Annotated in this window: 24 protein-coding genes; 12 read left to right on the top strand and 12 right to left on the bottom strand. The window is 41.9% G+C overall.

Annotated features, from left to right (window positions below):
- Nucleotides 1-133: 133 nt before the first annotated feature.
- The 6 genes from dapB to cysS form a co-directional block, all read right to left on the bottom strand.
- A complete protein-coding gene (gene dapB, locus AACU25_RS26825) occupies nucleotides 134-970 on the bottom strand; it encodes a 4-hydroxy-tetrahydrodipicolinate reductase (protein ID WP_096580905.1) in 837 nt (278 codons plus the stop codon).
- 94 nt (nucleotides 971-1,064) lie between these two features.
- Nucleotides 1,065-2,411, bottom strand: coding sequence for a TldD/PmbA family protein (locus tag AACU25_RS26820; protein WP_096580903.1), 1,347 nt, complete (start codon nucleotides 2,409-2,411; stop codon nucleotides 1,065-1,067).
- Between the two features lie 67 nt (nucleotides 2,412-2,478).
- The gene (locus tag AACU25_RS26815; RefSeq protein WP_096580901.1) at nucleotides 2,479-3,918 is read right to left on the bottom strand and encodes a TldD/PmbA family protein; all 1,440 of its coding nucleotides are present in this window, start codon (nucleotides 3,916-3,918) and stop codon (nucleotides 2,479-2,481) included.
- 110 nt (nucleotides 3,919-4,028) lie between these two features.
- Nucleotides 4,029-4,454, bottom strand: a complete 426-nt coding sequence (locus AACU25_RS26810) for a type II toxin-antitoxin system VapC family toxin (protein ID WP_096580899.1) — start codon at nucleotides 4,452-4,454, stop codon at nucleotides 4,029-4,031.
- Nucleotides 4,451-4,783, bottom strand: coding sequence for a hypothetical protein (locus tag AACU25_RS26805; protein WP_096580897.1), 333 nt, complete (start codon nucleotides 4,781-4,783; stop codon nucleotides 4,451-4,453). Before AACU25_RS26805 ends, AACU25_RS26810 begins: the two co-directional genes overlap by 4 nt.
- A 55-nt stretch (nucleotides 4,784-4,838) precedes the next feature.
- Nucleotides 4,839-6,299, bottom strand: coding sequence for a cysteine--tRNA ligase (gene cysS / locus AACU25_RS26800; RefSeq protein ID WP_096580895.1), 1,461 nt, complete (start codon nucleotides 6,297-6,299; stop codon nucleotides 4,839-4,841).
- A 247-nt stretch (nucleotides 6,300-6,546) separates the two neighbouring features.
- Between cysS and AACU25_RS26795 the strand changes: the two genes are divergently transcribed.
- The 4 genes from AACU25_RS26795 to AACU25_RS26780 all read left to right on the top strand — a co-directional run bounded on the left by AACU25_RS26795 (nucleotide 6,547) and on the right by AACU25_RS26780 (nucleotide 9,317).
- Nucleotides 6,547-7,695: a CobW family GTP-binding protein gene (locus tag AACU25_RS26795; protein WP_096580893.1), complete on the top strand. Its 1,149-nt coding sequence runs from the start codon at nucleotides 6,547-6,549 to the stop codon at nucleotides 7,693-7,695.
- Nucleotides 7,696-7,768: 73 nt separating this feature from the next.
- Nucleotides 7,769-8,221: a D-aminoacyl-tRNA deacylase gene (gene dtd / locus AACU25_RS26790; protein WP_096580891.1), complete on the top strand. Its 453-nt coding sequence runs from the start codon at nucleotides 7,769-7,771 to the stop codon at nucleotides 8,219-8,221.
- A 105-nt stretch (nucleotides 8,222-8,326) separates the two neighbouring features.
- Nucleotides 8,327-8,662 (top strand): photosystem II reaction center protein Psb28, encoded by a 336-nt coding sequence (gene psb28 / locus AACU25_RS26785; protein ID WP_096580889.1) that lies wholly within the window; start codon nucleotides 8,327-8,329, stop codon nucleotides 8,660-8,662.
- Nucleotides 8,663-8,816: 154 nt separating this feature from the next.
- Nucleotides 8,817-9,317 (top strand): MogA/MoaB family molybdenum cofactor biosynthesis protein, encoded by a 501-nt coding sequence (locus AACU25_RS26780; RefSeq protein ID WP_096580887.1) that lies wholly within the window; start codon nucleotides 8,817-8,819, stop codon nucleotides 9,315-9,317.
- Between the two features lie 237 nt (nucleotides 9,318-9,554).
- Here AACU25_RS26780 and mraY read toward each other — a convergent pair whose 3' ends face one another.
- Nucleotides 9,555-10,652, bottom strand: a complete 1,098-nt coding sequence (gene mraY / locus AACU25_RS26775) for a phospho-N-acetylmuramoyl-pentapeptide-transferase (protein WP_096580885.1) — start codon at nucleotides 10,650-10,652, stop codon at nucleotides 9,555-9,557.
- 67 nt (nucleotides 10,653-10,719) lie between these two features.
- Nucleotides 10,720-10,956 carry a DUF3134 domain-containing protein gene (locus AACU25_RS26770; protein WP_045873359.1) on the bottom strand — a complete coding sequence of 79 codons (237 nt, stop codon included), beginning with the start codon at nucleotides 10,954-10,956 and terminating at the stop codon, nucleotides 10,720-10,722.
- Nucleotides 10,957-11,198: 242 nt separating this feature from the next.
- Here AACU25_RS26770 and AACU25_RS26765 point away from each other — a divergent pair, with 242 nt between their 5' ends.
- The 5 genes from AACU25_RS26765 (at nucleotide 11,199) to mdh (ending at nucleotide 14,977) form a co-directional block, all read left to right on the top strand.
- Nucleotides 11,199-11,783, top strand: coding sequence for a PAP/fibrillin family protein (locus AACU25_RS26765; protein WP_096580883.1), 585 nt, complete (start codon nucleotides 11,199-11,201; stop codon nucleotides 11,781-11,783).
- A gap of 356 nt (nucleotides 11,784-12,139) precedes the next feature.
- Nucleotides 12,140-12,352: a photosystem I reaction center subunit IV gene (locus AACU25_RS26760; RefSeq protein ID WP_096580881.1), complete on the top strand. Its 213-nt coding sequence runs from the start codon at nucleotides 12,140-12,142 to the stop codon at nucleotides 12,350-12,352.
- A 152-nt stretch (nucleotides 12,353-12,504) separates the two neighbouring features.
- A complete protein-coding gene (locus tag AACU25_RS26755) occupies nucleotides 12,505-13,386 on the top strand; it encodes a DNA-formamidopyrimidine glycosylase (protein ID WP_096580879.1) in 882 nt (293 codons plus the stop codon).
- A 110-nt stretch (nucleotides 13,387-13,496) separates the two neighbouring features.
- Complete coding sequence (gene ndhO, locus AACU25_RS26750; protein WP_045873363.1) at nucleotides 13,497-13,712, top strand: NAD(P)H-quinone oxidoreductase subunit O; 216 nt, start codon at nucleotides 13,497-13,499, stop codon at nucleotides 13,710-13,712.
- A gap of 257 nt (nucleotides 13,713-13,969) precedes the next feature.
- On the top strand, nucleotides 13,970-14,977 hold the full coding sequence (gene mdh / locus AACU25_RS26745) for a malate dehydrogenase (RefSeq protein ID WP_096580877.1): 1,008 nt from the start codon (nucleotides 13,970-13,972) through the stop codon (nucleotides 14,975-14,977).
- 454 nt (nucleotides 14,978-15,431) lie between these two features.
- Here the strand turns inward: mdh and AACU25_RS26740 are convergent, their stop codons facing one another.
- Nucleotides 15,432-15,803 carry a translation initiation factor gene (locus tag AACU25_RS26740; RefSeq protein ID WP_096580875.1) on the bottom strand — a complete coding sequence of 124 codons (372 nt, stop codon included), beginning with the start codon at nucleotides 15,801-15,803 and terminating at the stop codon, nucleotides 15,432-15,434.
- Between the two features lie 92 nt (nucleotides 15,804-15,895).
- A complete protein-coding gene (locus AACU25_RS26735) occupies nucleotides 15,896-16,387 on the bottom strand; it encodes a hypothetical protein (protein WP_096580873.1) in 492 nt (163 codons plus the stop codon).
- Nucleotides 16,388-16,874: 487 nt separating this feature from the next.
- Between AACU25_RS26735 and AACU25_RS26730 the strand changes: the two genes are divergently transcribed.
- From AACU25_RS26730 to AACU25_RS26720, 3 genes are read left to right on the top strand one after another with little or no spacing between them, the layout of a single operon-like run.
- A complete protein-coding gene (locus AACU25_RS26730; protein ID WP_096580871.1) occupies nucleotides 16,875-17,546 on the top strand; it encodes a hypothetical protein in 672 nt (223 codons plus the stop codon).
- A 44-nt stretch (nucleotides 17,547-17,590) separates the two neighbouring features.
- Nucleotides 17,591-19,435, top strand: a complete 1,845-nt coding sequence (locus AACU25_RS26725) for a hypothetical protein (RefSeq protein WP_096580869.1) — start codon at nucleotides 17,591-17,593, stop codon at nucleotides 19,433-19,435.
- A gap of 8 nt (nucleotides 19,436-19,443) precedes the next feature.
- Entirely contained in the window at nucleotides 19,444-20,907 is a 1,464-nt protein-coding gene (locus tag AACU25_RS26720; RefSeq protein WP_190445876.1) for a DUF1802 family protein, read from the top strand.
- A gap of 262 nt (nucleotides 20,908-21,169) precedes the next feature.
- Here the strand turns inward: AACU25_RS26720 and opcA are convergent, their stop codons facing one another.
- Nucleotides 21,170-22,534: a glucose-6-phosphate dehydrogenase assembly protein OpcA gene (gene opcA / locus AACU25_RS26715; RefSeq protein WP_096580867.1), complete on the bottom strand. Its 1,365-nt coding sequence runs from the start codon at nucleotides 22,532-22,534 to the stop codon at nucleotides 21,170-21,172.
- A gap of 176 nt (nucleotides 22,535-22,710) precedes the next feature.
- Nucleotides 22,711-24,240 carry a glucose-6-phosphate dehydrogenase gene (gene zwf, locus AACU25_RS26710; RefSeq protein ID WP_096580866.1) on the bottom strand — a complete coding sequence of 510 codons (1,530 nt, stop codon included), beginning with the start codon at nucleotides 24,238-24,240 and terminating at the stop codon, nucleotides 22,711-22,713.
- Between the last annotated feature and the right edge of the window lie 39 nt (nucleotides 24,241-24,279).

Below are 24,279 nucleotides of genomic sequence, written 5' to 3'. Positions count from 1 at the left end.
ACTGGGGACTGGGGACTAGGAAAAGCAACGGGGCAGGGAGCAGGGGGAGAAATAATTAATGACAAACACTAATTACCGATTACCAATTACCCATTACCAATGACCAATGCCCAATGCCCCATAATGTTGAAGTTTATATTATCTTTTCTAATCCATATACTAACGACTTTAGCTGTAAGATTTTGCGAATTGCTAGTAGTACTCCTGGCATATAACAAGCGCGATCGCTTGTATCATGTCGTAAGGTATAAATTTGCCCTGGTGCGCCAAAAATAACTTCCTGGTGGGCTATCAGTCCCGGCAAGCGCACGCTGTGAATGCGAATACCTTCGTCTGCTAAACTGCCTCTAGCGCCTGCTAATTTTTCCGTTTCTTCCACAACAGCAGGGTTAAAAGTTTTACCTAGTTCTCCTAGCAATTGTGCGGTTTTGATTGCTGTTCCGCTAGGTGCATCGGCTTTTTGATTATGATGTAGTTCGATAATTTCTACATGATCGAAATATTGCGAGGCGGCGATCGCTGCTTGTTGTAGCAGTACCATACCTATGGAAAAGTTAGGAATAATCAAACAACCAGTGCTAGCTTTTTCAGCAAAGTCAGCTAAGTCTTCAATTTGTGCTGCGCTTAAGCCAGTAGTACCGACAACTGGACGAATACCGTAAGCGATCGCACTGCGAATATTGTCATAAACTGAATCGGGATGGGTAAAGTCTACTATCACCCCTGGCGGCCCTTGTCTGTCGCCAGCTACGTATCCCAGCATTGGTTCTAATTGATTGGTAATTGGCACTTCTAGGGGTTCGCTTAAACCCGCCAATTCTCCAGCATCTTTACCCTGATGTTCGGGACTGCTGTCTATTGCACCGACTAAATTTAAGTCAGATGCTTGCGCCACAGCTTTCACTACCTCGCGGCCCATTTTGCCAGCAGCACCGTTGACAATAACAGGGATAGGAGCTTGATTCGTCATAAATTAGGCAAAAGTTTTGTAACTAACAAAGGAATTGTAGAGACTTTGGTGATCTTGTAGCTAGTGCTGCATGGAACTCAAAAGTCAAAAACTATTACAAGGTATAAGTAAAGTCTTCTACCAACATTCCTGGAACTAAACCACCTCCGAGTTCGCGACTCTCGTATGTGCCGACTTCGGGGATAAATTCTTGGAAATTGGTAAAATCCACTAAGTTATCTCCCCAAAAGCGATAGAGGCTTTCATCAAAACGTAGATTTTCTATGGGGGCGATAATTTCTCCGTTTTCTACCCAAAAACAGGCATAGCGAGTCATACCTGTGATTCTACCATTGGGGCGATCGCTCCAATTTAAGTAATGCAAGTTAGAGACATATAAGCCTGTATCTAATCTTGGTAAAATCTCTGCAAATTCTAAATTTCCTGGGGTTATTTCTGGTGCGCGTAAGGTTTCTGAACTATTAGCACCGTTGGCTGTTTTTTGATACTCTTTAGCAGTACGCGAATTAATTAGAGTATTAACTAAAAGTCCTTTTTCAATAATAGGTAACTCTGGCTCTGCCATTTCTCCCCAAGCATTAAAGCGCGGAACTAACCCCAGTTGAAAGTTTTCTTTTAAGTTAAATTTTGGTGATAAAACTTTATCTTTGCGAGATAAAATAGCTAAAGCACTGTTACCTTGTTGTAAATCTGCTTCACTAACCGCACCCCAAGAAAGCATCATTGATAAATCAGCAACTGCTGCAGGTGCAAAGTAAGTTTTATATTGTCCTCGCGGTAATTCTTTAGGAGAAAAAGCAAGTAATTCTAATTGTTTTTTATCTTGGCTAATTTTTTGAATATAAGCAGATTCATCCCAATTACTACCTGCGAAAGTACCTTTAACTGCTTGCCCAGAGGGAGTAAATAAAGAATAATCTAAGGTAAAAGTATCTGTAGCAAACCAATGTTTTTGCCCTTGGGAATCGCCGTAGCCTTTAATGACAACTCCGCCAGCGTATATCCCAGTAAAATCTAATTCTGTAACTACTTGGACAATTGAGGGTACTACCTCATCAATGGGTAATAATTTCCCAAAATGGACTTCGCGGCTGGTGTTGTTTCCTGTTGGTAAAACTAAATATGGATCGATAGGTAATAATCCTATTTCTTGACGCAGTTCTTGTAGAGATTGATATGCTGTTTGCCAATCAATTTCCCAATTTCCTGTAAAGGGAAATTGCCGAAAACTACTGCGCTGATTCTCCATTAAAGTTAATTCAATCCAACCATCAGCAACATGACCAGTTTGGCGTACTTTGGCATGATTGAATCGCGTAAACTGACTTCTTTCACTGCTAAGTTTGACAGTGAATTCTTCAGTGGAATTTTTCTTGATAATTAATGTTTCGATTAGTTGATTAAAGCTGGTCTCTAAAGCCGCGAGATCATCAATTTTCATGGGAACTCAAGTAAATTGAAAAAAATATTGCTCAGATGTAGGATGCGTTATTAACGCATCCTACTTTTCAACTACCACCGCCAAATACTTCGACATTCGCAAATAGACACACGGGGGAACCATGTCCTACCCAAATTGCCTGATTTGGTTCACCTTTACCGCAGAAAGGAGTACCATACATTTGCCAATTGGCAGCATTACCTACTTTAGTTAAACTTTGCCAAAATTCTGGAGTTGTGGCTCGATAGTTAGGGTTACGTAGGGTTTTGGTGAGTTTGCCATTTTCAATTAATTTGGCATATTCGCATCCAAATTGAAATTTATAACGGCGATCATCTATTGACCAAGAACGGTTAGATTCCATGTAAACCCCATGTTCTATGTCAGAAATAATTTCCGCAAAGGTGGCGTTTCCTGGTTCTAAATTTAAGTTAGCCATGCGATCGATTGGGGGACGATTCCATGAGGAAGCACGGGCACAGGCAACACCAGCTACACTTGCTCTAGCTTGGCTTTCTAGGCTACCTAAACCTCGTTGTAGTACGCCTTCTTTAATTACATATTCGCGTGTGGCGACAACGCCCGTATCATCAAAGCCATAGCTAGCAAATTCACCTGGAACAGTGGGGTCAAAGGTAATATTCATGAGTGGCGAACCATAAACTAAGTTGCCAAAATCACTTTTACTAACAAAGCTACCACCAGCGTAGTTACGCTCATCTCCTAAAATCCGGTCAATTTCTAGGGGATGCCCGACACTTTCATGAATTTGTAGCATCATTTGATCGGGTGCTAACACTAAATTGGTGCGAGTGGTGGGACATTCCTCTGCTGTTAAAAGTTCAACAGCTTGTTCGCCAACTTGCCGGACTTGCTGCCATAAGGTATCTCTTTTTAAGAGTTCCAGTCCACCTTGGTAACAGTTGGCGTGGGAGCCGTTGTTGGTACGCTGCTGAACAATTGCACCATCTTGGGCAATGGCTCCGTAATGATTACCGAAGGAAAGAAATTTTTGGTACACTTGGGAGCCATTGCTACTGGCAAACCAGCTTTCTTTCTCGCTGCTGGTAATGCTGGCTGTAGCCTGGACTATTTTGTCGCTGACTTTGAGGGTTTGGCAAATCCGCACTAGTAAATCGTTAATTTCCCCAGGACAGAGACTATCCAAGGGTTCCAAAAACGGGGAGTTATATTCCCCAACCACCTTGGGACGTTCAGTGACACCGAAATCATAGATCCGCCATTCACTAGCTACAAGTGCCTGTTTATACGCTATTTCTGCCGCTGCTTGTAAGCTAGCAAGGTCTAGAGAATTGGTAGCTGCATAACCCAAACAGCCATTAACCAAGACTTCCAGCATTGCCCCCATTGTGGAGTATTTGCCATTAGCTTGGGGTAAACCATCACGAACATGGCGGTTAGAGGATGTTTCTTTAACTACTCTAATACCGACCCAATCAGCCGGAACATTAATATGCGCGATCGCTTTTGTTAATTCTGACCACATAGGATTAGGGATTGGGGACTGGGGACTGGGGATTGGGGATTGGGGATTGGGGATTGGGGACTGGGGATGCGATCGCTTTGATTTTGCTACAGTTCCTCAGCGACATCAGATTACACTGTCCAATCTTCTATAACTAGGTTGGGAATTTGAGAAAAGTCCTGATAATTACGTGTCACCATAATACTGTTTGTCGACAGAGCAATTGAGGCAATACGCAGGTCTTTGTTCAGTCTTTTCTTGTTGAGTTTTGGGTGTTGCTGCAACAGGCTTTTATAACAAGTATTGGCGGCTTCATCAAAGTTCAAAATCACCACACTCTTGAAATAATCTGTTGTCTGCCAAAGCTTTGTGTAAACTCTCACCAAGTTATCAGCTTGTGATGGATCGTTAAGCTTACCCATCCAACCGTTGAATATCTCTTGAACTGTAATAATCGTTATCGCTACAGAGGATGTTTGAATAACTTTTGTGATGACTGTGCGATCGCCTTCCAGGAACAGCGATACATGATCGGTATCAAGTATCCATCTGCTCATAAAGTATTTGGCAAAGATTCCTGTGCTGTTTCTTGTCTTTCTTGTCTAATTTCTCTAGTAATTTCGGCAAATAGGGGATCAGCTTGGAACATACCAGCAAATTTCATCCATGGATGAGGATTTTCGGGTAGTTGCATTTTTAAAGAAACAATTTCTGCTTTAGCCAGACGTTCTGAAAGTAGCTGACGGACTCCATCTAATGCTTGTTGGCGGGTGTCGGCTGTAATTCGACAGTCGGGAATTTCTAGTACAATGGCAGTTTCTTTGCCAGTTGTATCTTTTTCCAAAAGAATATTTAAGTCTAAGGTATGTGCTGATTGGGCAGACATATTGTTTTCAATCCTACGGTTTCTGATTTAGCATCTAATCATCTTGATTGAATTGTTAGCTTCTATGCCAACGAGTACCATCTTTACTATCAATTAGAGTAATACCTTGGGCTTGCAGTTCATTGCGAATGCGATCGCCTTCGGCAAAGTTTTTGGCTTTTCTGGCTGCTTGGCGTTGTGCAATCAAATCTTCAATTTCTGCATCACTTAAACCATTACTCGCTGGTTTTTCTGCTTCTGGCTTGGCTTCTAAGCCTAAGACTCCAGCTAAGGTAACAAGTGTTTGCCATTGTTGACGCAATTCTTCAGCAGGTGTTGCAGTTTTGCCTTCATGGACAATAATATTTCCCTCGCGCCGCAGTTCTTTGGCTAATTCAAATATCACTGCTAACCCACCTGGAAAATTAAAGTCATCGTCTACAGCTTCTTTAAATCGCTGCACAAAGGGATTAGTTTCGGAAATTTCCCCATTCCCCATTCCCCATTCCCCTTTTCCCAACTTGTCCCCATACTCATAACCAAACAGCAATCCTTCCTTCAATGTGTGCCAACCGTTAGTGGCGGCGGCGATCGCTTCGTCGGTAAAATCTATGGGTTTACGATATTGGGCTTGCAGGACAAATAACCGCACCGCCATTGGTTCCACTCCTCGATCCAGGAGGTCGCGAATGGTGGTAAAGTTGCCCAAAGACTTGGACATTTTCTCGCCATCTACCTTTACCATGCCGTTGTGCAGCCAGTAACGAGATAAAGGTTTGCCTGTTACCGCTTCCGATTGGGCAATTTCGTTTTCGTGGTGGGGGAAAATTAAGTCAGCACCACCAGCGTGAATATCTATGGTATCGCCCAGGCGATCGCGCACCATTGCCGAACATTCTATATGCCAACCTGGACGACCTGCACCCCAAGGTGATTCCCATGAAGGTTCGCCAGGTTTTGCAGCTTTCCACAAAGCAAAATCAAAGGGGTCTTTCTTTTTTTTATATTCGGCATCTTCTATATTGACGCGATCGCTAGCACCTGCTTGCATATCTTCTAGCTTGCGTCCAGAAAGCTTACCATAATCAGCAAATTGCCGCACGGCATAGTAAACATCGCCATTGGCGGGGTAAGCATAGCCTTGATTTTCTAAATCGTGAATCAGCCGTTGAATACCGTTCATTGTATGGGTAGCACGGGGATACTCATCAGCTTCTTTGATTCTCAGCCTCGCCATATCCTCAAAATAGGCTTTAATATAGCGTTCCGCCACCGCTTCCATTGATGAGCGTTCTTCTCTGGCTCGGTTTAAAATCTTGTCATCAATATCAGTAAAATTTTGGATGTAGCGAACTTCATAGCCGCTAAACTGGAGATATCGGCGTACTACATCCCAAACAATACAAGCTCTAGCATGACCCAAATGGCAGTAGTCGTATACCGTCACCCCGCAGTAATACATCTTAACCTTGCCTGGTTCTACTGTTTCAAAGGGTTCCTGACGACGGGTGAGGGTATTGTAAAGGGTTAGGGTCATAAGCTATTCAAAATTCTCAATTCGCAATTCAAAATGGTAAAACCTAGTTCTGCCAATCATCCTGGCTACTTATGTTTATTCAACCTCAAGCAAGGGCAAGTTAACACAGTAATTTGGCAATAAGTAGATACGTAATAATAGGGTAAAGCACTTGGGATGATAGTCCAGCATCCCTATCCTAGTGTTTTCTATACTATCTGCGCTACACTTCTAAATTTTTGAATTTTTTGTTTTTGATTACAGCGCTATGCAATCAGCAGTTACTCCCGAATCTCAAGCAATGGATGCTCCGAAACAAGGCATCCCTGTAACCATTATTACAGGTTTCCTCGGTAGTGGTAAGACAACTTTACTGAATCATATCTTGACTAATCAGCAGGGTTTAAAAACGGCTGTTTTAGTCAATGAATTTGGTGAAATTGGCATTGATAACGAATTAATTGTATCCACCGAAGAAAACATGGTGGAATTAAGTAATGGTTGTATTTGTTGCACAATTAATAGTGATTTAGTTGATGCCGTTTATAAAGTTCTAGAGCGAGAAGAAAAGTTAGATTATTTAGTTGTGGAAACAACTGGACTAGCAGATCCATTGCCTGTAGCTTTAACATTCCTCGGCACAGAATTACGGGATTTAACTAGATTAGATTCAATTATTACCGTAGTAGACGCGGCAAATTATAGCCTAGATTTATTTAATTCTCAGGCTGCATATAGTCAAATTGCCTATGGTGATGTCATTATTCTCAACAAAGCAGATTTAGTTGATGAAACTGCTTTAAATGAATTAGAAAAGAAAATTGGTGAAGTTAGAGAAGGGGCAAGAATTCTCCGTACTACACGTTCCGAAGTACCGCTTCCCTTAATTTTGAGTGTGGGTTTATTTGAGTCCGATAAGTACTTTGATAATGCGGAAGAGCAACACGATCATCACGATCACGCTCATCATGACCACGACCACGATCATGACCATTCCACCTGCGGTCATGACCATCACGACCACGACCACGACCATTCTACCTGTGGCCATGACCATCACGATCATGAGCATCATCACCATCATTCCGACCACTTAGAAAATGATGGTTTTAGCTCCATATCTTTCCAAAGTGATAAGCCTTTATCTATTAGGAAATTCCAATATTTCTTAGATAATCAGCTACCTACTAATGTCTTTCGCGCTAAGGGAATTATGTGGTTTGAGGAAAGCCCCAAACGCCATATTTTCCACTTGTGCGGTAAGCGTTTCACAATGGATGATGATGAATGGAAAGGTCAACCTAAAAACCAACTAGTTTTGATTGGTCAAAACTTAGATACCGATACTTTGCTGAGTCAACTAGAAAAGTGTCTTTGTATTCCTTCTGTGAGCCGGGGTAAGGGATTTGGAAAATAATACAATCTGAAGAATGAAATATGAAGGATGAAGTAATTTAATAATATTAATTACTTCATCCTTCTTCTTTTCTATGCGCGTTATTATCCAGCGAGTGAAATCATCTCAAGTTAGCGTTAATGGTGAAATTGTTGGCAAAATTGGTCATGGACTAAACTTACTTGTAGGTATTGCCAATAGTGATACCGATGCGGAACTCGACTGGATGGTACGCAAATGTTTGGAATTGCGGTTGTTTCCTGATGAAGCAGGTGGTGACCGTTGGCAAAAATCTGTACAAGAAATTGGCGGTGAGTTGCTAGTAGTCAGCCAATTTACACTTTATGGTGATTGTCGCAAAGGTCGCCGTCCCTCCTTTGACCGTTCGGCTATTCCGACATTAGCCCAAGACTTATATGAAAAATTTGTTACCAAATTACGCATCAGTGGTTTGAAAGTAGAAACTGGTGAATTTGGTGCCATGATGCAAGTTGCTATCGAAAATGATGGGCCTGTAACTTTAATACTTGAGCGAGAAGCGAATTAAGTATTTATCGGTAAATACAGAAGTTCGGTAATAGCTAGATTGCTTAGTTCTAAAATGATGAGAGAATATTAAATTAAACATTACAAAACTTTAAGTTCACTCATCATGGCGAAAATCCAGTTTTCTAGAGGTATAGACGAAGATGTAGTTCCTGATGTGCGCTTGACGCGATCGCGTACAGGTGAGAGTGGTACTGCAACATTTATTTTTGAAAATCCTAAAGCCTTAGCTCAAACCACTACCGACGATATCACCGGGATGTACATGATTGATCAAGAAGGGGAAATCATTACCCGCGAAGTTAAGGCAAGATTTGTGAACGGCAAACCAGAAGCATTAGAAGCAGTTTACCTCATGAAATCTGCCGACGAATGGGATCGCTTTATGCGCTTCATGGAGCGATACGCCGATGAACATGACTTGGGATTTAGTAAGTCTTAAGGGACAAGGCTTCAAGGGGATAAGGAAGATGAGGGAGATGAGGAGGACAAACAAAGAAATTCCTATTACCAATTACCCATTACCCATTACCCATTCCCCATTCCCCATTCCCCATTCCCCATTCCCAAACAGCGTAGCATTTTAATAAATTGGTATGACAAAACCTCACCCAGACGCACCAGGGATTGCGGTAAATTGTGCTGTTGTGACTGTCAGCGATACCCGATCCCCAGAGACAGACAAAAGCGGTCAGTTAATTCAGGAATTACTTGTGGCTGCTAATCATGCGATCGCAGCTTACAAAATTATTAAAGATGAACCAACACAAATTCAAGAACAAATAGAACAGCTTGGTCAAGCTGCAAACCTAGATGTGGTGATTTTCAATGGTGGTACAGGTATTGCACCCAGAGATACCACCTATGATGCGATTGAAAAATTGCTGGAGAAGACCTTACCCGGATTTGGCGAATTGTTTCGGTTTTTAAGTTATCAAGAAATCGGCTCCCGTGCGATCGCCTCTCGCGCCGTTGCTGGTGTTTACCAAAATAAATTAATCTTCTCCCTCCCTGGTTCCAGTAACGCCGTGCGTCTGGGTATGGAAAAGCTAATTGTGCCAGAACTGGTTCATTTAGTCAGTCAGGTGAGGGGATAGGGTATTAGGGACTGGGGACTGGGGAACTCGGGGCCCCCACGACCGTAGGGAGTGGGGATTAGGGGTAATGGGGACTGGGGATTGGGATGAGGGAGATGAGGAAGCAGCGCAAAATAAAATACCCAATTACCACTAACCAATTACCCATTACCCATTACCAAACCCTAATAAAAAACCCCACTAGATGCGGGGTTAGGTAATTTGATTTCAAATATTTTTCTTAAATCAGCTTGAGAATTAAGCGATCGCCATTGAGATTGTGGCTAAGAATGCGGCGATGATATAAAACACGGAGACCACTTGTAATTCTGACCAGCCTGTTAATTCTAAATGATGGTGTAGGGGTGCCATTTTGAAGAGGCGCTTACCTTTGCCATCTGGCCCTTTAGTAGCTTTGTAATAACTTACTTGCGCCATTACAGACAAGGTTTCTACAAAGAAGATACCGCTAAGAATGAACAGCATAACCAAACTGTTAGTTAGCAGCGCTACAGCAGCTAAACCGCCACCCAAAGCTAATGAACCAGTATCTCCCATAAAAACACGAGCTGGGTTGCGATTATGGGCTAAGAAACCTAAACAACCACCACTTAAAGCAGCACAGAAAATCATTAATTCTGGTGAGTTGGGTGCAATTACAGCACCAAGTGCTAAAAATGCGATCGCGGCTGTTCCACCAGCCAAGCCGTCAATACCATCGGTGAGATTTGTGGCGTTACTCTCTGCTACTAAAGCAAAACCAGCTAGAGGCCAGAAGAGTAATCCTAAGGGAATTGAAACACCTAGCAAGGGTAAAGCAATATTTGTAATCCCGGTTGGTTGATTAAACATCAGCCACAGACAAAACAGTGATGCAAAAGCAATTTGCAAACCCAGTTTCATCTTCGGGGATATACCCTTATTCGACTTGCGGCGGAGAATTTGCCAATCGTCTAACCAGCCAATCAAACCATAGCTGAGTGTCAATGCGGAAACCGCAAGCACTGGTGTGGCAAAATTCGACAATACACAGGCAATAATTACACCAGCGGGAATAAAGAATATACCCCCCATTGTTGGAGTACCTGCCTTTTTCAGATGGGCTTGGGGGCCATCTTCACGGATTATTTGCCCAGTTTTGAGTGCCTGTAGCAGTGGAACTACCCAGAAGCCTAAAGCTGCCGAACATAGCGCACCCAATAGTAGTGGCAGGGTCAGAGACATACCCTGCCAAGGCAATCTATTACTTATATAATCCAAAACCAATGCAGCCCCGCCTAGCCCTAAAGCCAAACAAGAAGCGATACCGATTCCAGAAAAGTTTAACTCTTGGTCAGGAGATAGTTTAGCGTCCACGGATATTTCCCTTCACTCCACACTTACAAAACTGAACATTTGTGGCGATTGATGCCACCTATCAAAATTAATCTTCGGCAATACCGATATCGTCGTCATCATCATCAAAGTCAGCGATACCGTCTTCTCCACCGAGAAACTCTGAAATTTCTTCTTCTTCATCCTGAAAATCAGGCTCGTGAACGTCACGCGCAATAATCCGACCGCTAGATTGTAACCAGTCTATAAGAGAAGTCTCTTGTTTTAAGGGAATCACAGCAGCTCGCTGGTTGCGGGGTTCTTCACGTAATGGAGAATTCAACATATCGCACAATAAACGAATACATTCGAGTAGCTAGACATTTAGAGTCTATCACTGGATACGAGATAATTTAGTTATTGATTCAACTCAAAAGTTGAATAATCCGCAATCTATCAAAAGAGATTTATTTAATTACCTTATGGTAGATGGCAGGAGTTTAATACTAATGTAGTTAGGCTATATACATTTGCGATTTCTATATATTTAATGCTGATTTCATCCTGATGATTTTGAGGTGATTAGCGATGATTGGAAAAACGGCTCTCTTAGATGCGATCGCTGGTACTAATCGCGGTTTACTGGCTAGTGAAAAGCAGAAACAAGCTATTTTAGCTGCGATCGCCACTTTGGAAGACCTTAATCCCACACCACTTCCTGTAGAAGCTAGTAGCTTACTTGATGGTAATTGGCGATTAATATATACCACAAGTAAGGCACTATTAAATCTGGATCGATTACCTTTCTTTAAACTCGGACAAATTTATCAGTACATCCGCGTAGAAAATACTAGCGTTTACAATATAGCCGAGATTTATGGCCTACCTTATCTTGAAGGATTGGTCAGTGTTGCTGCCAAATTTGAGCCACTCTCAGGTCGTCGCGTCCAAGTTAAATTTAATCGAAGTATCATTGGTTGGCAACGTCTATTAGGTTACAATTCCCCAGAAAATTTTATTCAAGAAATTGAAGCTGGTAGTAAATTTACGGCAATTGATACTGCGATTAACAGTGATAGACAACAAGGATGGTTGGATATCACTTATTTAGATAAGGATCTCCGAATCGGTAGAGGTAATGAGGGGAGTTTATTTGTACTAAGCAAAGTGTGAGCGTTTCCTAAAGTTTTATGTGCGAACGAGACGAACTTAAGCGATAACGGGGCCTTTGTCAAGTAATATTTCACAGGTATTTATAAAAAGGGATTGGGGATTGGGGACTAGTGACTGGGGACTGGGGTGATGAGGGAGATAAGGGGCACAATTACCAATTACCAATTACCAATTACCCATTACCCATTACCCATTACCAATTACCCATTACCAATTACCCATTACCCATTACCCATTACCGATGCCCCAATAGGAAAAATAACTTAACAATGCTTCTTGCTACGTCCTTCAGGTTGTAGAGTGAAATCAATTAGCCTTCATACATTGGCGATTGATAACTAAAAGGGAAAAAACTCATGGTTCAACGTGGTTCTAAAGTACGTATTCTCAGACCAGAGTCCTACTGGTTTCAAGATGTAGGTACCGTAGCGTCTATTGACCAAAGCGGTATCAAGTATTCTGTGATTGTCCGTTTTGACAATGTCAATTACTCAGGGATCAACACCAATAACTTTGCTGAAAGCGAATTATTGGAAGTTGCACCTCCAGCAGCAAAAGCTAAAAAGTAAGCACTGAAGCTACAAGGGGATTCTTTAATGGGATGATAGAGAGGAGTTCTAGGGTCACAAGCCAACCCTGAGAACTTTGGAGGTAATTTACTACTTCCTCACTCTCTACTCCCTATCCTCAATAAGCAAATAGCTTGCTTAACTCTGTTTGAATGCCTGAACTGCCTGAAGTTGAAACAGTCCGCAGGGGTCTCAATCAGTTGACCCTGAATCAAGAAATTACGGGTGGTGATGTGTTGCTAGATCGCACCATTGCCTACCCGTTTTCTGTTGGTGAATTTATTGATGGCATTAAAGGGAGTGCTATTACCAGTTGGTATCGTCGTGGTAAATATCTCCTCGCCCAACTAACTCCCGATCCCCAAGCCAAAATACAAGGAGAACACCCAAATTCTCCCTCATCCCCCGCTTGGCTAGGGGCGCATCTACGAATGACTGGTCAATTACTATGGCTGCATCGTGATGAACCACTACATAAGCACACGCGAGTCAGATTATTTTTCGGGGATCAACAGGAATTGCGATTTGTAGATCAGCGTACTTTTGGTCAAATGTGGTGGGTTCCGCCAAATGTAGCGGTGGAAAGTATCATTACTGGTTTAGCAAAATTAGCTGTAGATCCGTTTTCACCAGAATTTACGGTTGAATATTTGGCGCAAAAACTCAAAAATCGCCGCCGTCCTATCAAAACTGCCTTATTAGATCAGTCAGTGGTAGCGGGCTTAGGTAATATCTATGCTGATGAAGCGCTTTTTAAGAGTGGGATTTTACCAGAAACTTTTTGTACCGATTTGCGACCAAAGCAAATAGAGCTTTTGCGAACTGCGATTATTCAAGTATTAGAAGCCAGTATCGCGGCTGGTGGTACAACTTTTAGTAATTTCCTCAATGTCAAAGGTGTTAATGGTAATTATGGCGGTGTGGCGTTAGTATACAACCGCACGGGAGAACCTTGTCGAGTTTGTGGTAATGTGATACAGCGAATTAAGTTAGCAGGGCGATCTAGTCATTTTTGCCCCGAATGTCAGCATTAGTTTAGCTAACTCTAATCATAGAAACATATAAATAGTAGGCTTGTATTTTTGAGTATTACTGCAAGCTAAGATCCTGTATAAAACAATTAACAAAAAATCGAGGGAATCTCATGGCAGTTAAAAAAGGAGATATGGTTCGCGCTATCCGCGAAAAATTAGAAAATAGTTTAGAAGCACAAGCCAGTGATTCTCGCTTTCCGGCTTACTTGTTTGATAGCAAAGGCGAAATTGTAGATGTCAAAGGTGATTACGCTTTAGTGAAGTTTGGACTAGTTCCAACACCAAATATTTGGTTACGTTTGGATCAGCTAGAAGAATTTAAATAAGGGAATAGGGCATTGGGCATTGGGCATGGGGAAGAATTTACCAATGCTCAATACCCTAAGTGATGGAGAGAATAACCTTGTCCACTCACTGAGCGGAGTTTCCCGTCGCTTTCAATGAATTTTTTCGCCACCTTCAATAAAACCTAAGCTTCAGGGGTACGTTAAGTTGGTAGTAAAGGTTTGAGTCTTGATTTTAAGCACTCAAATCCTTACTAAGACTTATTGTTTATACAAAATTGCACTACCTAACCCAGCTTATGTTTTATTCATCCGATCCGTCTATTGTTTGTAGTTTTCCTCGCGTCAGCATTATTGGCGCAGGTAGAGTTGGTAGTACCCTAGCCCAACGAATTGCTGAGAAAAATCTTGCAGATGTAGTTTTATTAGATATCGTCCCTGGAATGCCTCAAGGATTGGCATTGGATTTGATGGAGTCTAGGGGCATTGAATTACATAATCGTCGGATTATTGGCACTAACGATTATATTGATACTGCAGGTTCGGAAATTGTGGTGATTACAGCCGGACTTCCCCGCAAACCAGGTATGACTAGGGATGACTTACTGATCATCAATGCCAAGATTGTGGTGGAAGCAGCCAAGAATGCGATCGCTCACTCTCCTAATGCTATTTTTATTGTTGTCACCAATCCCTTAGATGTGATGACTTATTTAGTTGGGCAAGCTACAGGTTTAACCCGCCCCAACCAGCAGGGATTTGTTGCTAAACATCGCGTTATGGGGATGGCTGGCGTTTTAGACTCAGCCCGCTTTGAAACCTTCATTGCCCTCGAATTAGGGGTTTTACCAGCCGATGTCAAAGCAATGGTATTAGGTAGCCACGGCGATTTAATGGTTCCCTTGCCCCGTTATGCCAATGTTAACGGCGTTCCCATTACAGAATTATTAGATGCACCCACCATAGAACGCTTAGTACAGAGAACCCGTAATGGTGGTGCAGAAATAGTGGAATTGATGCAAACAGGAGGAGCTTTTTTTGCTCCCGCCTCTGCTGTCAGCGTAATGGTGGAATCAATTTTGCTGAATCAATCACGTTTATTGCCTGTAGCCGCATATCTTCAAGGTGAATACGGTTTAAACGACATTGTGATCGGCGTTCCCTGTCGCTTAGGTTGCGGCGGAATTGAAAGTGTATTGGAATTAAATCTCACCAATGAAGAAAAAGCTGCTTTACGTGTTTCTGCTCAATCGGTAGGTTTAAATATTGACCGCGCACAGGAAATATTAACTGCTGCCAAAATTTAATTTAATACCAATTCAAATAATGTTTGCGACAATCAATATATTCTAGAGGGCAAGGCACGGCCCATTGGTGTCAACTTAACGTGAAAAGAGCTTGGTTGCAAGGTTTCGCCCTCACCCCCAGCCCCTCTCCCTCAGGGAGAAGGGAGCAAGAGATTTAGTTCCCCTTCTCCTGCGGGAGAAGGGGTTAGGGGATGAGGGCGCGAGGTATTTGTACAACGCCCGCCCTATATAGCTTTAAGCTTAAGTTGACACAGGTGGGCACTGCCTTGCCCCTACTGTCGTGTTCTTTTTTCAAATTGGTATAAATTGCAATTCGTAATTCGTAATTAAGAAATCATTTGTACAGTAAAAAGCAGTAGCATTAAATGCTACTGCCGTGATTGCTATTCCATCAAGTTATTCTTTTGTCCCAATTACCGACACATCAAAAGCAACATCACAACCTTAGTTGGCTTTAGCGGCGGTATTCTTCATCCGCAGGATCGCCATAGGGGTCTTCGCTAGCTGGACGGACATCGCCGAAAATGTTTTGGTCGGCGGGGTCGCCGTAGGGGTCTTGACTGGCGGGGATGGCGTTACCGTAATAATCTCCGGGGTCGCCATAAGGGTCTTGACTAGCAGGGATGGCGTTACCGTAAACATCAGCAGGGTCGCCGTAGGGGTCTTGGCTAGCGGGGATGGCGTTACCGTAAACATCCTGGTCTGCGGGATCGCCATAGGGATCTTCGCTAGCTGGACGGACATCGCGATCGCGGTAATCTTCTTCAGCTTGATTGTTGTTCCCTAAGAAAAAATCCTTCGCTTTGCGGAAAAAATCATCTACCATGATCTATCTCCTGATTAATTCGTGGTTTCCACGTGCGCGACAGGCGTTATCCTTCGGGAAGCCGCTGTTAATTGCACACACGTTTTATTTATCTATAATGCTGGCGCTTCAGTTGCACTGATGCCAGTTAAATCTCTACCTGTAGAGCGCCCGTTATAGCCTTGATAGTCACGGTATCTCTGCGCTTCCGATTCGGGGACTCGAATTCCTTCTGAGGGTGGAGTTACCCAGTGGGCGCGATGTTCAGCATCGCGGTAGTAGACACGTCCATTCTTGGAAAGGTAGTACTTACCTTGCGCTCCTTCTTGTGAAGCATTTTTATGCTGGTTGTAGAGATAGTAAAGTGCTGCTGCTCCAGCCAAAATTGCTACTTTCTGTCCTGTACCTAGTCCCTTCTTAGCTTGGGTTTGGTTTGAGATGTTGCGATCGCTCACTGTTCTTCCAGCCGTATCATCAACTGGTGGGGGAACTGAAGCGTTGCGAGAACCGCCACAGCTAGTCAGCACGGGTACTATTAGTAATGCTGACAGACAAACCGCCAGCAGCCGCGAAACCCATTTACGCTCTTTGTAAGTTGTGTTCATCGTTTTTTATGACCTGCATTTGCTCAAGCCGTGCTGTTGCAAAATACAGAATTAGAATTCCAAGTATTTTTTCTGAAGTTGAAAAAATATTGGTAGCTCATTCACAACAGCACAAGTAAAGCGTTTCACTGTTATGGTGATGCAGATTTGCAACTATTCCATCCCGCCTTTGAAATAAACCGCCTTCATCCCTAGGTAATATGTTGGGAATTAACCAACTAACTTTGTCTTGGGAGATGCGATCGCTATTTTTCGCGCACAGATTCTATCCCACTCACTACATATAAGCTTTAAAAATTTACAAATCTAATTTGTGTTAATTTATTTACTAAGCATTATTACTTAATAAAAATTTTAGTATCTATTTTAATTTGATAAATGCAGGAATTATTCAAACCTTTTCAGCAATTTTTCCGTGTTTTCTAAGTAGGCAATGTAAAAAAATTAAAATTATCATAGTGTAAGCAAGTTAAATAGGCTACATAAAATGGGTATGAAACAGAATAATTTTCAGGCGGTAAATCAAACTAAAACACGTTTGCTGCTAGCTTTGTGGGATTTGGGAGGAACGCAGCAAGAAGTAACAAAAGGTTTACTAGCCAAGAGAATTGTACCCAAGGGTAAGAAGGTAGCAGATTATCAAATCATTTTTGAGGAATTGCAACAACAAGGAGCGATCGCTGTCTCCAAAAAAGGATACTCTTTAGCATCTCCCAAGGGTTTAGAGGTATTAGGTGAGGGTCTGAAAGATAGCAATTTTAAGTTTGAAGGGACAATGGTTGGTACTTGGGCTGCAAATGCATTGTTGCGGTGGATTAATCAGATAAATGTGGCAGTAGCTAGTACATCTGCATCAGTAAAAGGTAAAACGAGAGATGCGATCGCATCTTACGAAGAGTTCAAACCAGTAGCTTTGGAAGTCTACGACAAGCTGAACTATGAATACAACTTTAATCATCTAGTACCAATTTACCGGATTAGGAGAGAAATAGGCGATCGTTTGAGTCGTACTGAGTTTAATAATTGGCTACTAGAAATGCAAGCTGATGATATTTTCCAACTACAAGGCGGGAGTGTAGAAGACAGTGCACCCGACAAAATAGAGGATTCCGTAACAACAGTTTTAGATGGATTACGCTGTTACGCCACACGTTTGTAACCTTAAACCTTATTTGACTCTTCACACATTAAAATCACAAACCTATGGTTATTAGCATATCTACCATTGATGATCTGATTAGAAATCAGAACCCTTTTGCAGGACATATTGTAGTTAGACCACAACAAATATGGGGTAAAAGTTTTCCAGATGTACCATCAATTAATTCTCACGCCTCTAATGCAGTTTTTGAAGCAGTTGCAAAGATACGTAAAGGTCAACGTGAAACTGTAGGTATTACCATTACAGCAGAAAAAGGATTAGGTAAAAGCCATATTATTAGTCGAATTCGCCACCAATTGCAGACAGAAGAGACTTGCTTATTTGTGTATATGAGTAAGTATGATAACTTGAATCAAATTAAGTATCAATTTCTGCAAACAGTTGCTTCTAGCCTTAGAGCATTTGGTAGCCAAAAGTTAATGCAATGGCAAGAAATTGCAGCAGCTTTAATAAATGAAGCGAAGCAATGGAACTATACACCACAACAATATATTAGTTTGTATCCAAGCTGGTTAGGAAAACACTCAACTAAAGCACTGGATCATTTGACAGAAGTTGTTCTACAAGTTAAGCCTGAAATAACCAATCCTTATATAGTGAGAGCAATATTATGGACACTTTCTACAGTTCATGCTAATTTTGCAACCTACTGGCTATCTGGTTTGGAATTAACACAAGCACAAGCTGAAGCAATGGGTTTACCAAATCCTAAAACTGAGGATAGAGAAGCCGAAGCATTAAGCACTGTTCGTCAAATTTTAGATATAACTAGCCATTATCGAATCCCGGTGATTTGCTTCGATGAATTAGATATAGCAGATATGGCCGATAATGGTTTTTTAGCTGCACAAGTTATTGCTAGTTTAGTGAAGGATTTATATAACACTCTTAAGCGAGGTGTTCTAGTATTAGCAATGTATCCTCGCACCTGGGAAGACCAAATTAAAGCTTTACCAGAAGCTGAGGCAGTTATAGATAGATTAGCAAGTGAACAAGCTGACAGACAACCAGTAAAATTAAACTTTCTCAACTCTGATGATATTGTTGCTTTAGTTAGTCGATGGTTACAGGATTTTTATGATGAAAATCAACAAAAACCATCTCATCCTCTTTACCCATTTGATGAGACGAAACTTAGAGAACTGGGTAAGGGTAGACCTACTGTTAGGTCAGTTTTAAAGTGGTGTGCAGAGAATTTTCTACCTACTATTGGTGATCCAGTTAATGCATCCTTTAAGAATGAATTTGCAAATGTTGAAGCTTCTATTGATTCATTAATGGAAGAAGAAGCAATAATTGCTGATGCTCTTTGGTTAGCTTTTAGTAGCTTAATAGGTAAAAGTATAGAAGGAGTTACAATTGAAGAGCTTGAAGGAATAGAAACTGATGTAGCAGACCAAGGTTATATCGATTTCAGAATTGTTAGTGAAAATAGAAAAGTGAGGATTGGAGTTTCTGTAGTTCAGCAAGATGGTAAGTTTATAGGTGCGGCATTAAAGCGATTAACTAATTACAAAAAATTTGATATAACTCGCGGTTGTTTGGTACGTTCAAAGAATATTAATTCAGGTGCAGCATTAGCTAGACAGCATTTGAGAAAACTGTTACAAGAACAAGGTGGAGAATGGGTAGCCTTACAAAGCGAAGACATTAAACCTCTGTTAGCAGTATTACTTGTTTACTATAATCGTGAAAGCTATGAACTGACAGAAGAACAGATATTAGACTTTATCGAGCATGAGCAACTAGCAATAAATAATCCTTTAATTAGAGAAATTCTCAGTGATCCTTCTGGACAAGAACCTACTAATTTAACTGATGATGGTTTACCTATTAGTATTCCGCAAAGCATTGTTACTACTGATAATGTCGAACTAACACTATAGCTAAAATAATGAATCAGCTGTTTTCACTACCAACAGCGCTGTGTTTACCCGTCCCTGATATTGAAGCATTAATACAGGGACGAACAATTGCAGCTTTACCTAGAATGTTTCTTCGTCCTGGACAAAGATTTGCAATTTATCCCCTAGATACTTCAACTAATCTACTTTCAATTGAGCAATACTACCGCGCAAATTTTTTGCCCATTGCTCAAACTGCTATCAAACAAGTTAATTCTGAGACAATTTCAATTAAAGCTTGGGCTAAATGTGAACTTTGCCAAATTCTAGATAAAACTAAACCTTTAGATGTTTTATCTCAGTTAACAATATGGAGACCAGAAGCTTTTGAGGCAATAATACAGAAACAACAGAATATTTTTTTAGCTTACTTACGAATTTATGATTTACCTAAGATATGCCAAGTTACTGCAAATCCAAATATTCAGGAGAAAATAGGTAAATTTGTTAGTGTATCAAATATTTCTGGTTCTGAAGACAAACCTGTATTAAGCGATCGCATCTTCGCTCAACGCAAACGCCAATTAGAAAAGCTAGAATCCCCCCTGCATCCTGAGTTGGAAGAATTACAGAGTGCGATCACATCCCTAAGCATTAGCCAACCAGCAGCGAAACAATTAGACGACGATATCAAAGTATTTTTGGGTTGGAGTAGTGACAAGCTAATTAAACAACCCGATCCAGATTTAGCTTGGATAAATGATATTGCAAAATTGGGCGATCGCAGCATCGAAAAAGATGAGAAAAAAAGCAATTATCAAGCTGGTACAGATTTTGAAAACATCGCACGTCAAAGTCTAGAGTTTTTAGGCTTCAAGGTTGAAAGTGCTTTCAAAGGTGGTGCTGGAGGCTTAGATTTATTTTGTTCAAAACCTTACCCTATTGTTTGCGAGTGTAAAGCAGGTAAGCTTATTCCGAGTCGTACTGTTGAGGAATTACTCAAACTTGGTGGGATGCATTTAGGTAAAACTCAACTATTAACTTCAGCTAAGTTAGTAATTGGCCCTGGTAATCCATCTACAGATACACTAAAAGCCGCTAAAGAATGGGAAGTAAGTATTATTAATGCTATGACTCTACAAAAGTTAGTTGAATTAAAATCTAAATATCCAGGTGCTATTAATTTAGTTGAATTAAAGCAATATCTAGAACCTGGTCAAATTGACTATAAACTTGATGAATATATTGATAAAGCTGAGAAAGAGATTAAATTGCGATCGCACATCATCCAGCTTGTCAAAAATTATTTGCAAAACTCAGGTATAGAATCTGCTGGTGTCGATAGTTTACATGGTGCGTATTTTGGCTCAAATCCCCCGCAGCCACTAAAAACTCAAGAGATGCACGAAATTCTGATTGAATTATCATCACCTTTAACAGGCTATTTAGGGCGAGAAAAAGGAAGTGATTGGAGGAGCGATCGCTTTTACTACCTACGCGACCTACCCCTGTAATTCTCTTAACTTCGTTTCCTTAGTGTCTTTGCGGTTCGTTTCAAAAAGAGCAAATGTTTTTCAAAGTGCGTATATATAAAAATACCTCCATATTCTGGAGGTATTTCTTTATTTAGGGAAACTCCCTTCAACCTATTACAGCAAGTGCAAATCAAGAAATCAGTGTCAATTACCTAAAAGCCTTGATATACAATTTTTTTCACTTTTAAGTACAGACGCGATTCATCGCGTCTCTGTGACTTTTGACTTCCGCATAGCGGTGCTAATTTTTCCCTGCTAAGTTCAATACTTTCGCTGTCACTCCTAAGCTGTCCTCAAACAGTGATTCATGTCCCCAGCGCTGTACCTGCTGACTTAGCAAGGCTTCTGCCTTTTGTTCCGACAGTGAACTAACCTGTTGGAACAAACCAGCAGACTGCGCCCCACCGTGGGTTTCCATCCGCATACAACCGCCAGTTTCAGAACAAATCACTGTACCGCAGTCAGCTTGGGGATTAGTAGAACTCAAGCGCAAGGCAATTAAATCACCTGCGATTTCACCCACATCAGCAACAGGAACCCCTGCTAATTCAGCTTCCACTTGCTTTTGGTCGTTGGTAACAAAGCGAATTTTGCCTATCTCATAATCTCCGCTTTCTTTTTGATAGGAAACTGGTACCCATTGCAATCGACTAGCCAGCCAACCTAAAAACAGCAATGCTTGTGTGGGGTTGCCTTTTTCGTAGTCAATGTTAACTCGGTCAATTTCCTTCAAAGCCGCGCAACGATTGGGAGAGTCATAAGCTTGCGCTGTTAATTCTTGCCAAGCTGACAAACGCCGCCAGTTCAAATCTGCTAAAGGTACGCCTGTTTCTACCAATTCTTGCAGACTCAACAAATCACTTTCTGGTTTGTTGAAATTACAAGAATCAACGATGACATTATTACAGATTGCCGCCAGCTTCTTGAATAAAGAATTGTTGGGATCTGGTGTTGCTTTCCACCACAAAAACTTAGGCAAACCACCAATCAACAAAGCTGGAATCATGCCGCCTATCCGTTCTAAGGCGCTAGCAGTTCCAGACAAAGTGATATATTCGCAACAAATAAGTGTGCTTGAGGATTGCTTTTGAATTGGGCAATAAGCAGAAACTTGGGCTTTTACCCCTTCATCCTCTCCCGCAATGGGAAACAGGGCAATAATCCGGCATGGGTTCCGAATGGCAATTTCATCAGCAATTCTGGGACTAGCTGTGTCTGCATAAGAAACAGCACCATCTCCAGCAGATCCCCGGTGACCTTTAGTGAATTGTTCGCGCAATACAGCCAGGGTTTCAGGGTTAGCATTTCCGGTTTCAGGCAGTTCAAATTTGCGCTGTACTTCCCTTATTGCTGCTTGAGTCTGAGGCCCTAAAATACCGTCCATAGGGCCATTGTAAAACCCTAAAGTCGCCAAAAGATACTGGGTTTCTTCTGGTTCATACACAACTAAAGTAAAAGTCGTGGCGCGAGTCGCCGCAGGTAGCGCACCATCATCACCAGCGATCCCGTAACTTTGCCAAATTTGATTTAATTCCGCTTCAATTTCTGTGAGCGAAATATCCTTTGGTGCTTGCAGTGAGAAAATCGTAGGAGCTTGAGAAGTCATAGTCAATTTTGGATTTTGGATTTTGGATTTTGGATTTGTGATTTAAGATTTTGGATTAAGAATTTAGTAGTAGGTAGTAGGTAATCGCTAATTGGTAATAGTCTGTGACATCACCGAGAAATAATTACCTGTCCCCTGATCCCCAATCTAAAATCTAAAATCTAAAATCTAAAATTTTAGAGTCTGCGCCAGCGACGACCATCTTGGTTGATCAAGAATTCCGCTTCTGCTGGTTCCCAAGTACCTGCTTCGTACCGAGGAATGGTATTGGGATCTGCGGGTGCATCCCAAACGGAAAGGGCTGGTGTCACTACCTGCCAAGCTGCTTCTACTTCATCAGCTCTGGTGAACAATGTTTGGTCGCCCATCATACAATCAAGGAACAAGCGATCGTAAGCATCAGAAGTTGCTTGAATCCCAAAGGAACCATAGCTAAAGTCCATGTCAACAGAACGGGTGCGGAATTCAGCCCCGGGCATTTTGACATCAAAACGCAGGGAAATTCCTTCGTTCGGTTGAATCCGCATGGCTAAAACATTGGCATTTCTTTGTTGTGCGGCAGATTGGAACATCCGAGAAGGGACATCCCGGAAGTGAATCGCAATCTCACTGACTTTTTTCGGCATCCGTTTGCCAGTACGCAGGTAGAAGGGTACGCCTTGCCAGCGCCAGTTATCGACTAAAAACTTCATTGCCACATAGGTGGGTGTTGTGGAGTTGGGGTCTACCCCTGGTTCTTCTCTATACCCAGGTACAGGTTGACCTTTCATCCACCCAGCACTGTATTGACCTCTAACTGCGGCACGCGACAAGTTATTTACTTCTGCTAAACGCGTAGCTTGTAGCACCTTAACTTTTTCTGTACGGATACTGTCAGCATCCATTGCGTTTGGTGCTTCCATCGCGGTTAAGCAATACAGTTGCATCAAGTGGTTTTGCAACATATCCCGCAACGCCCCAGCTTTTTCATAGTAGCCAGCGCGGTCTTCTACTCCTACGGTTTCTGCCACGGTAATTTGTACGTGGTCAACAAACTGACGATTCCACAAAGGTTCAAAAATCGCATTGGCAAAGCGAAATACCAATAAATTTTGAACAGTTTCTTTCCCTAAATAGTGGTCAATCCGATAAACTTGGTTTTCTTTGCAGAATTTCTGCACCACTTTATTGAGGCTTTTAGCAGAAGCTAAGTCTCTACCAAAGGGTTTTTCAATGACTAGACGGTGTTTGTAGGGATCGTCTAGCATTCCTGCTCCCCCTAGTTGCTTAATCGCTTCCGGAAAGAAGTTAGGAGCGACAGAAAGGTAGAACATCCGGTTTCCCCTTGTTCCCCGTTTCTCGTCTAATTCGCTCAATAAATTTTTCAGTTTTTGGTAGCTTTCTGGGTTATCTATATCCCCTGGGCAATAGAACAGACCTTGAGAGAAATCTTGCCAGAGTTCTCCTAGTTCGACATCACTATGAGCCTCTTCCATCCCCTTCTGCATTTGTTCGCGGAAGTATTCATGGCTCCACTCACGGCGCGCCACACCCACAATCGTGATTTCTGGGGGAATACGCCGTTCCCGCCGCAATTTAAAAAGTGCGGGTACGAGTTTGCGCCAGGTAAGGTCACCGGAAGCGCCAAAAATAACTATAATCTGGGGTTCGGGCATCCCTTGCTGTTGCAGACCAACGCGCAGGGGATTTTCTAAGAGACTGACCATAGGAATTTGCAATTTGAGGGTTGAGATTTGGGATGTAGG

The organism is Tolypothrix tenuis PCC 7101 (assembly GCF_963874875.1).
GTDB classification, from domain to species: domain Bacteria; phylum Cyanobacteriota; class Cyanobacteriia; order Cyanobacteriales; family Nostocaceae; genus Aulosira; species Aulosira tenue.
This window is presented reverse-complemented; position numbering and strand designations above follow the sequence as displayed.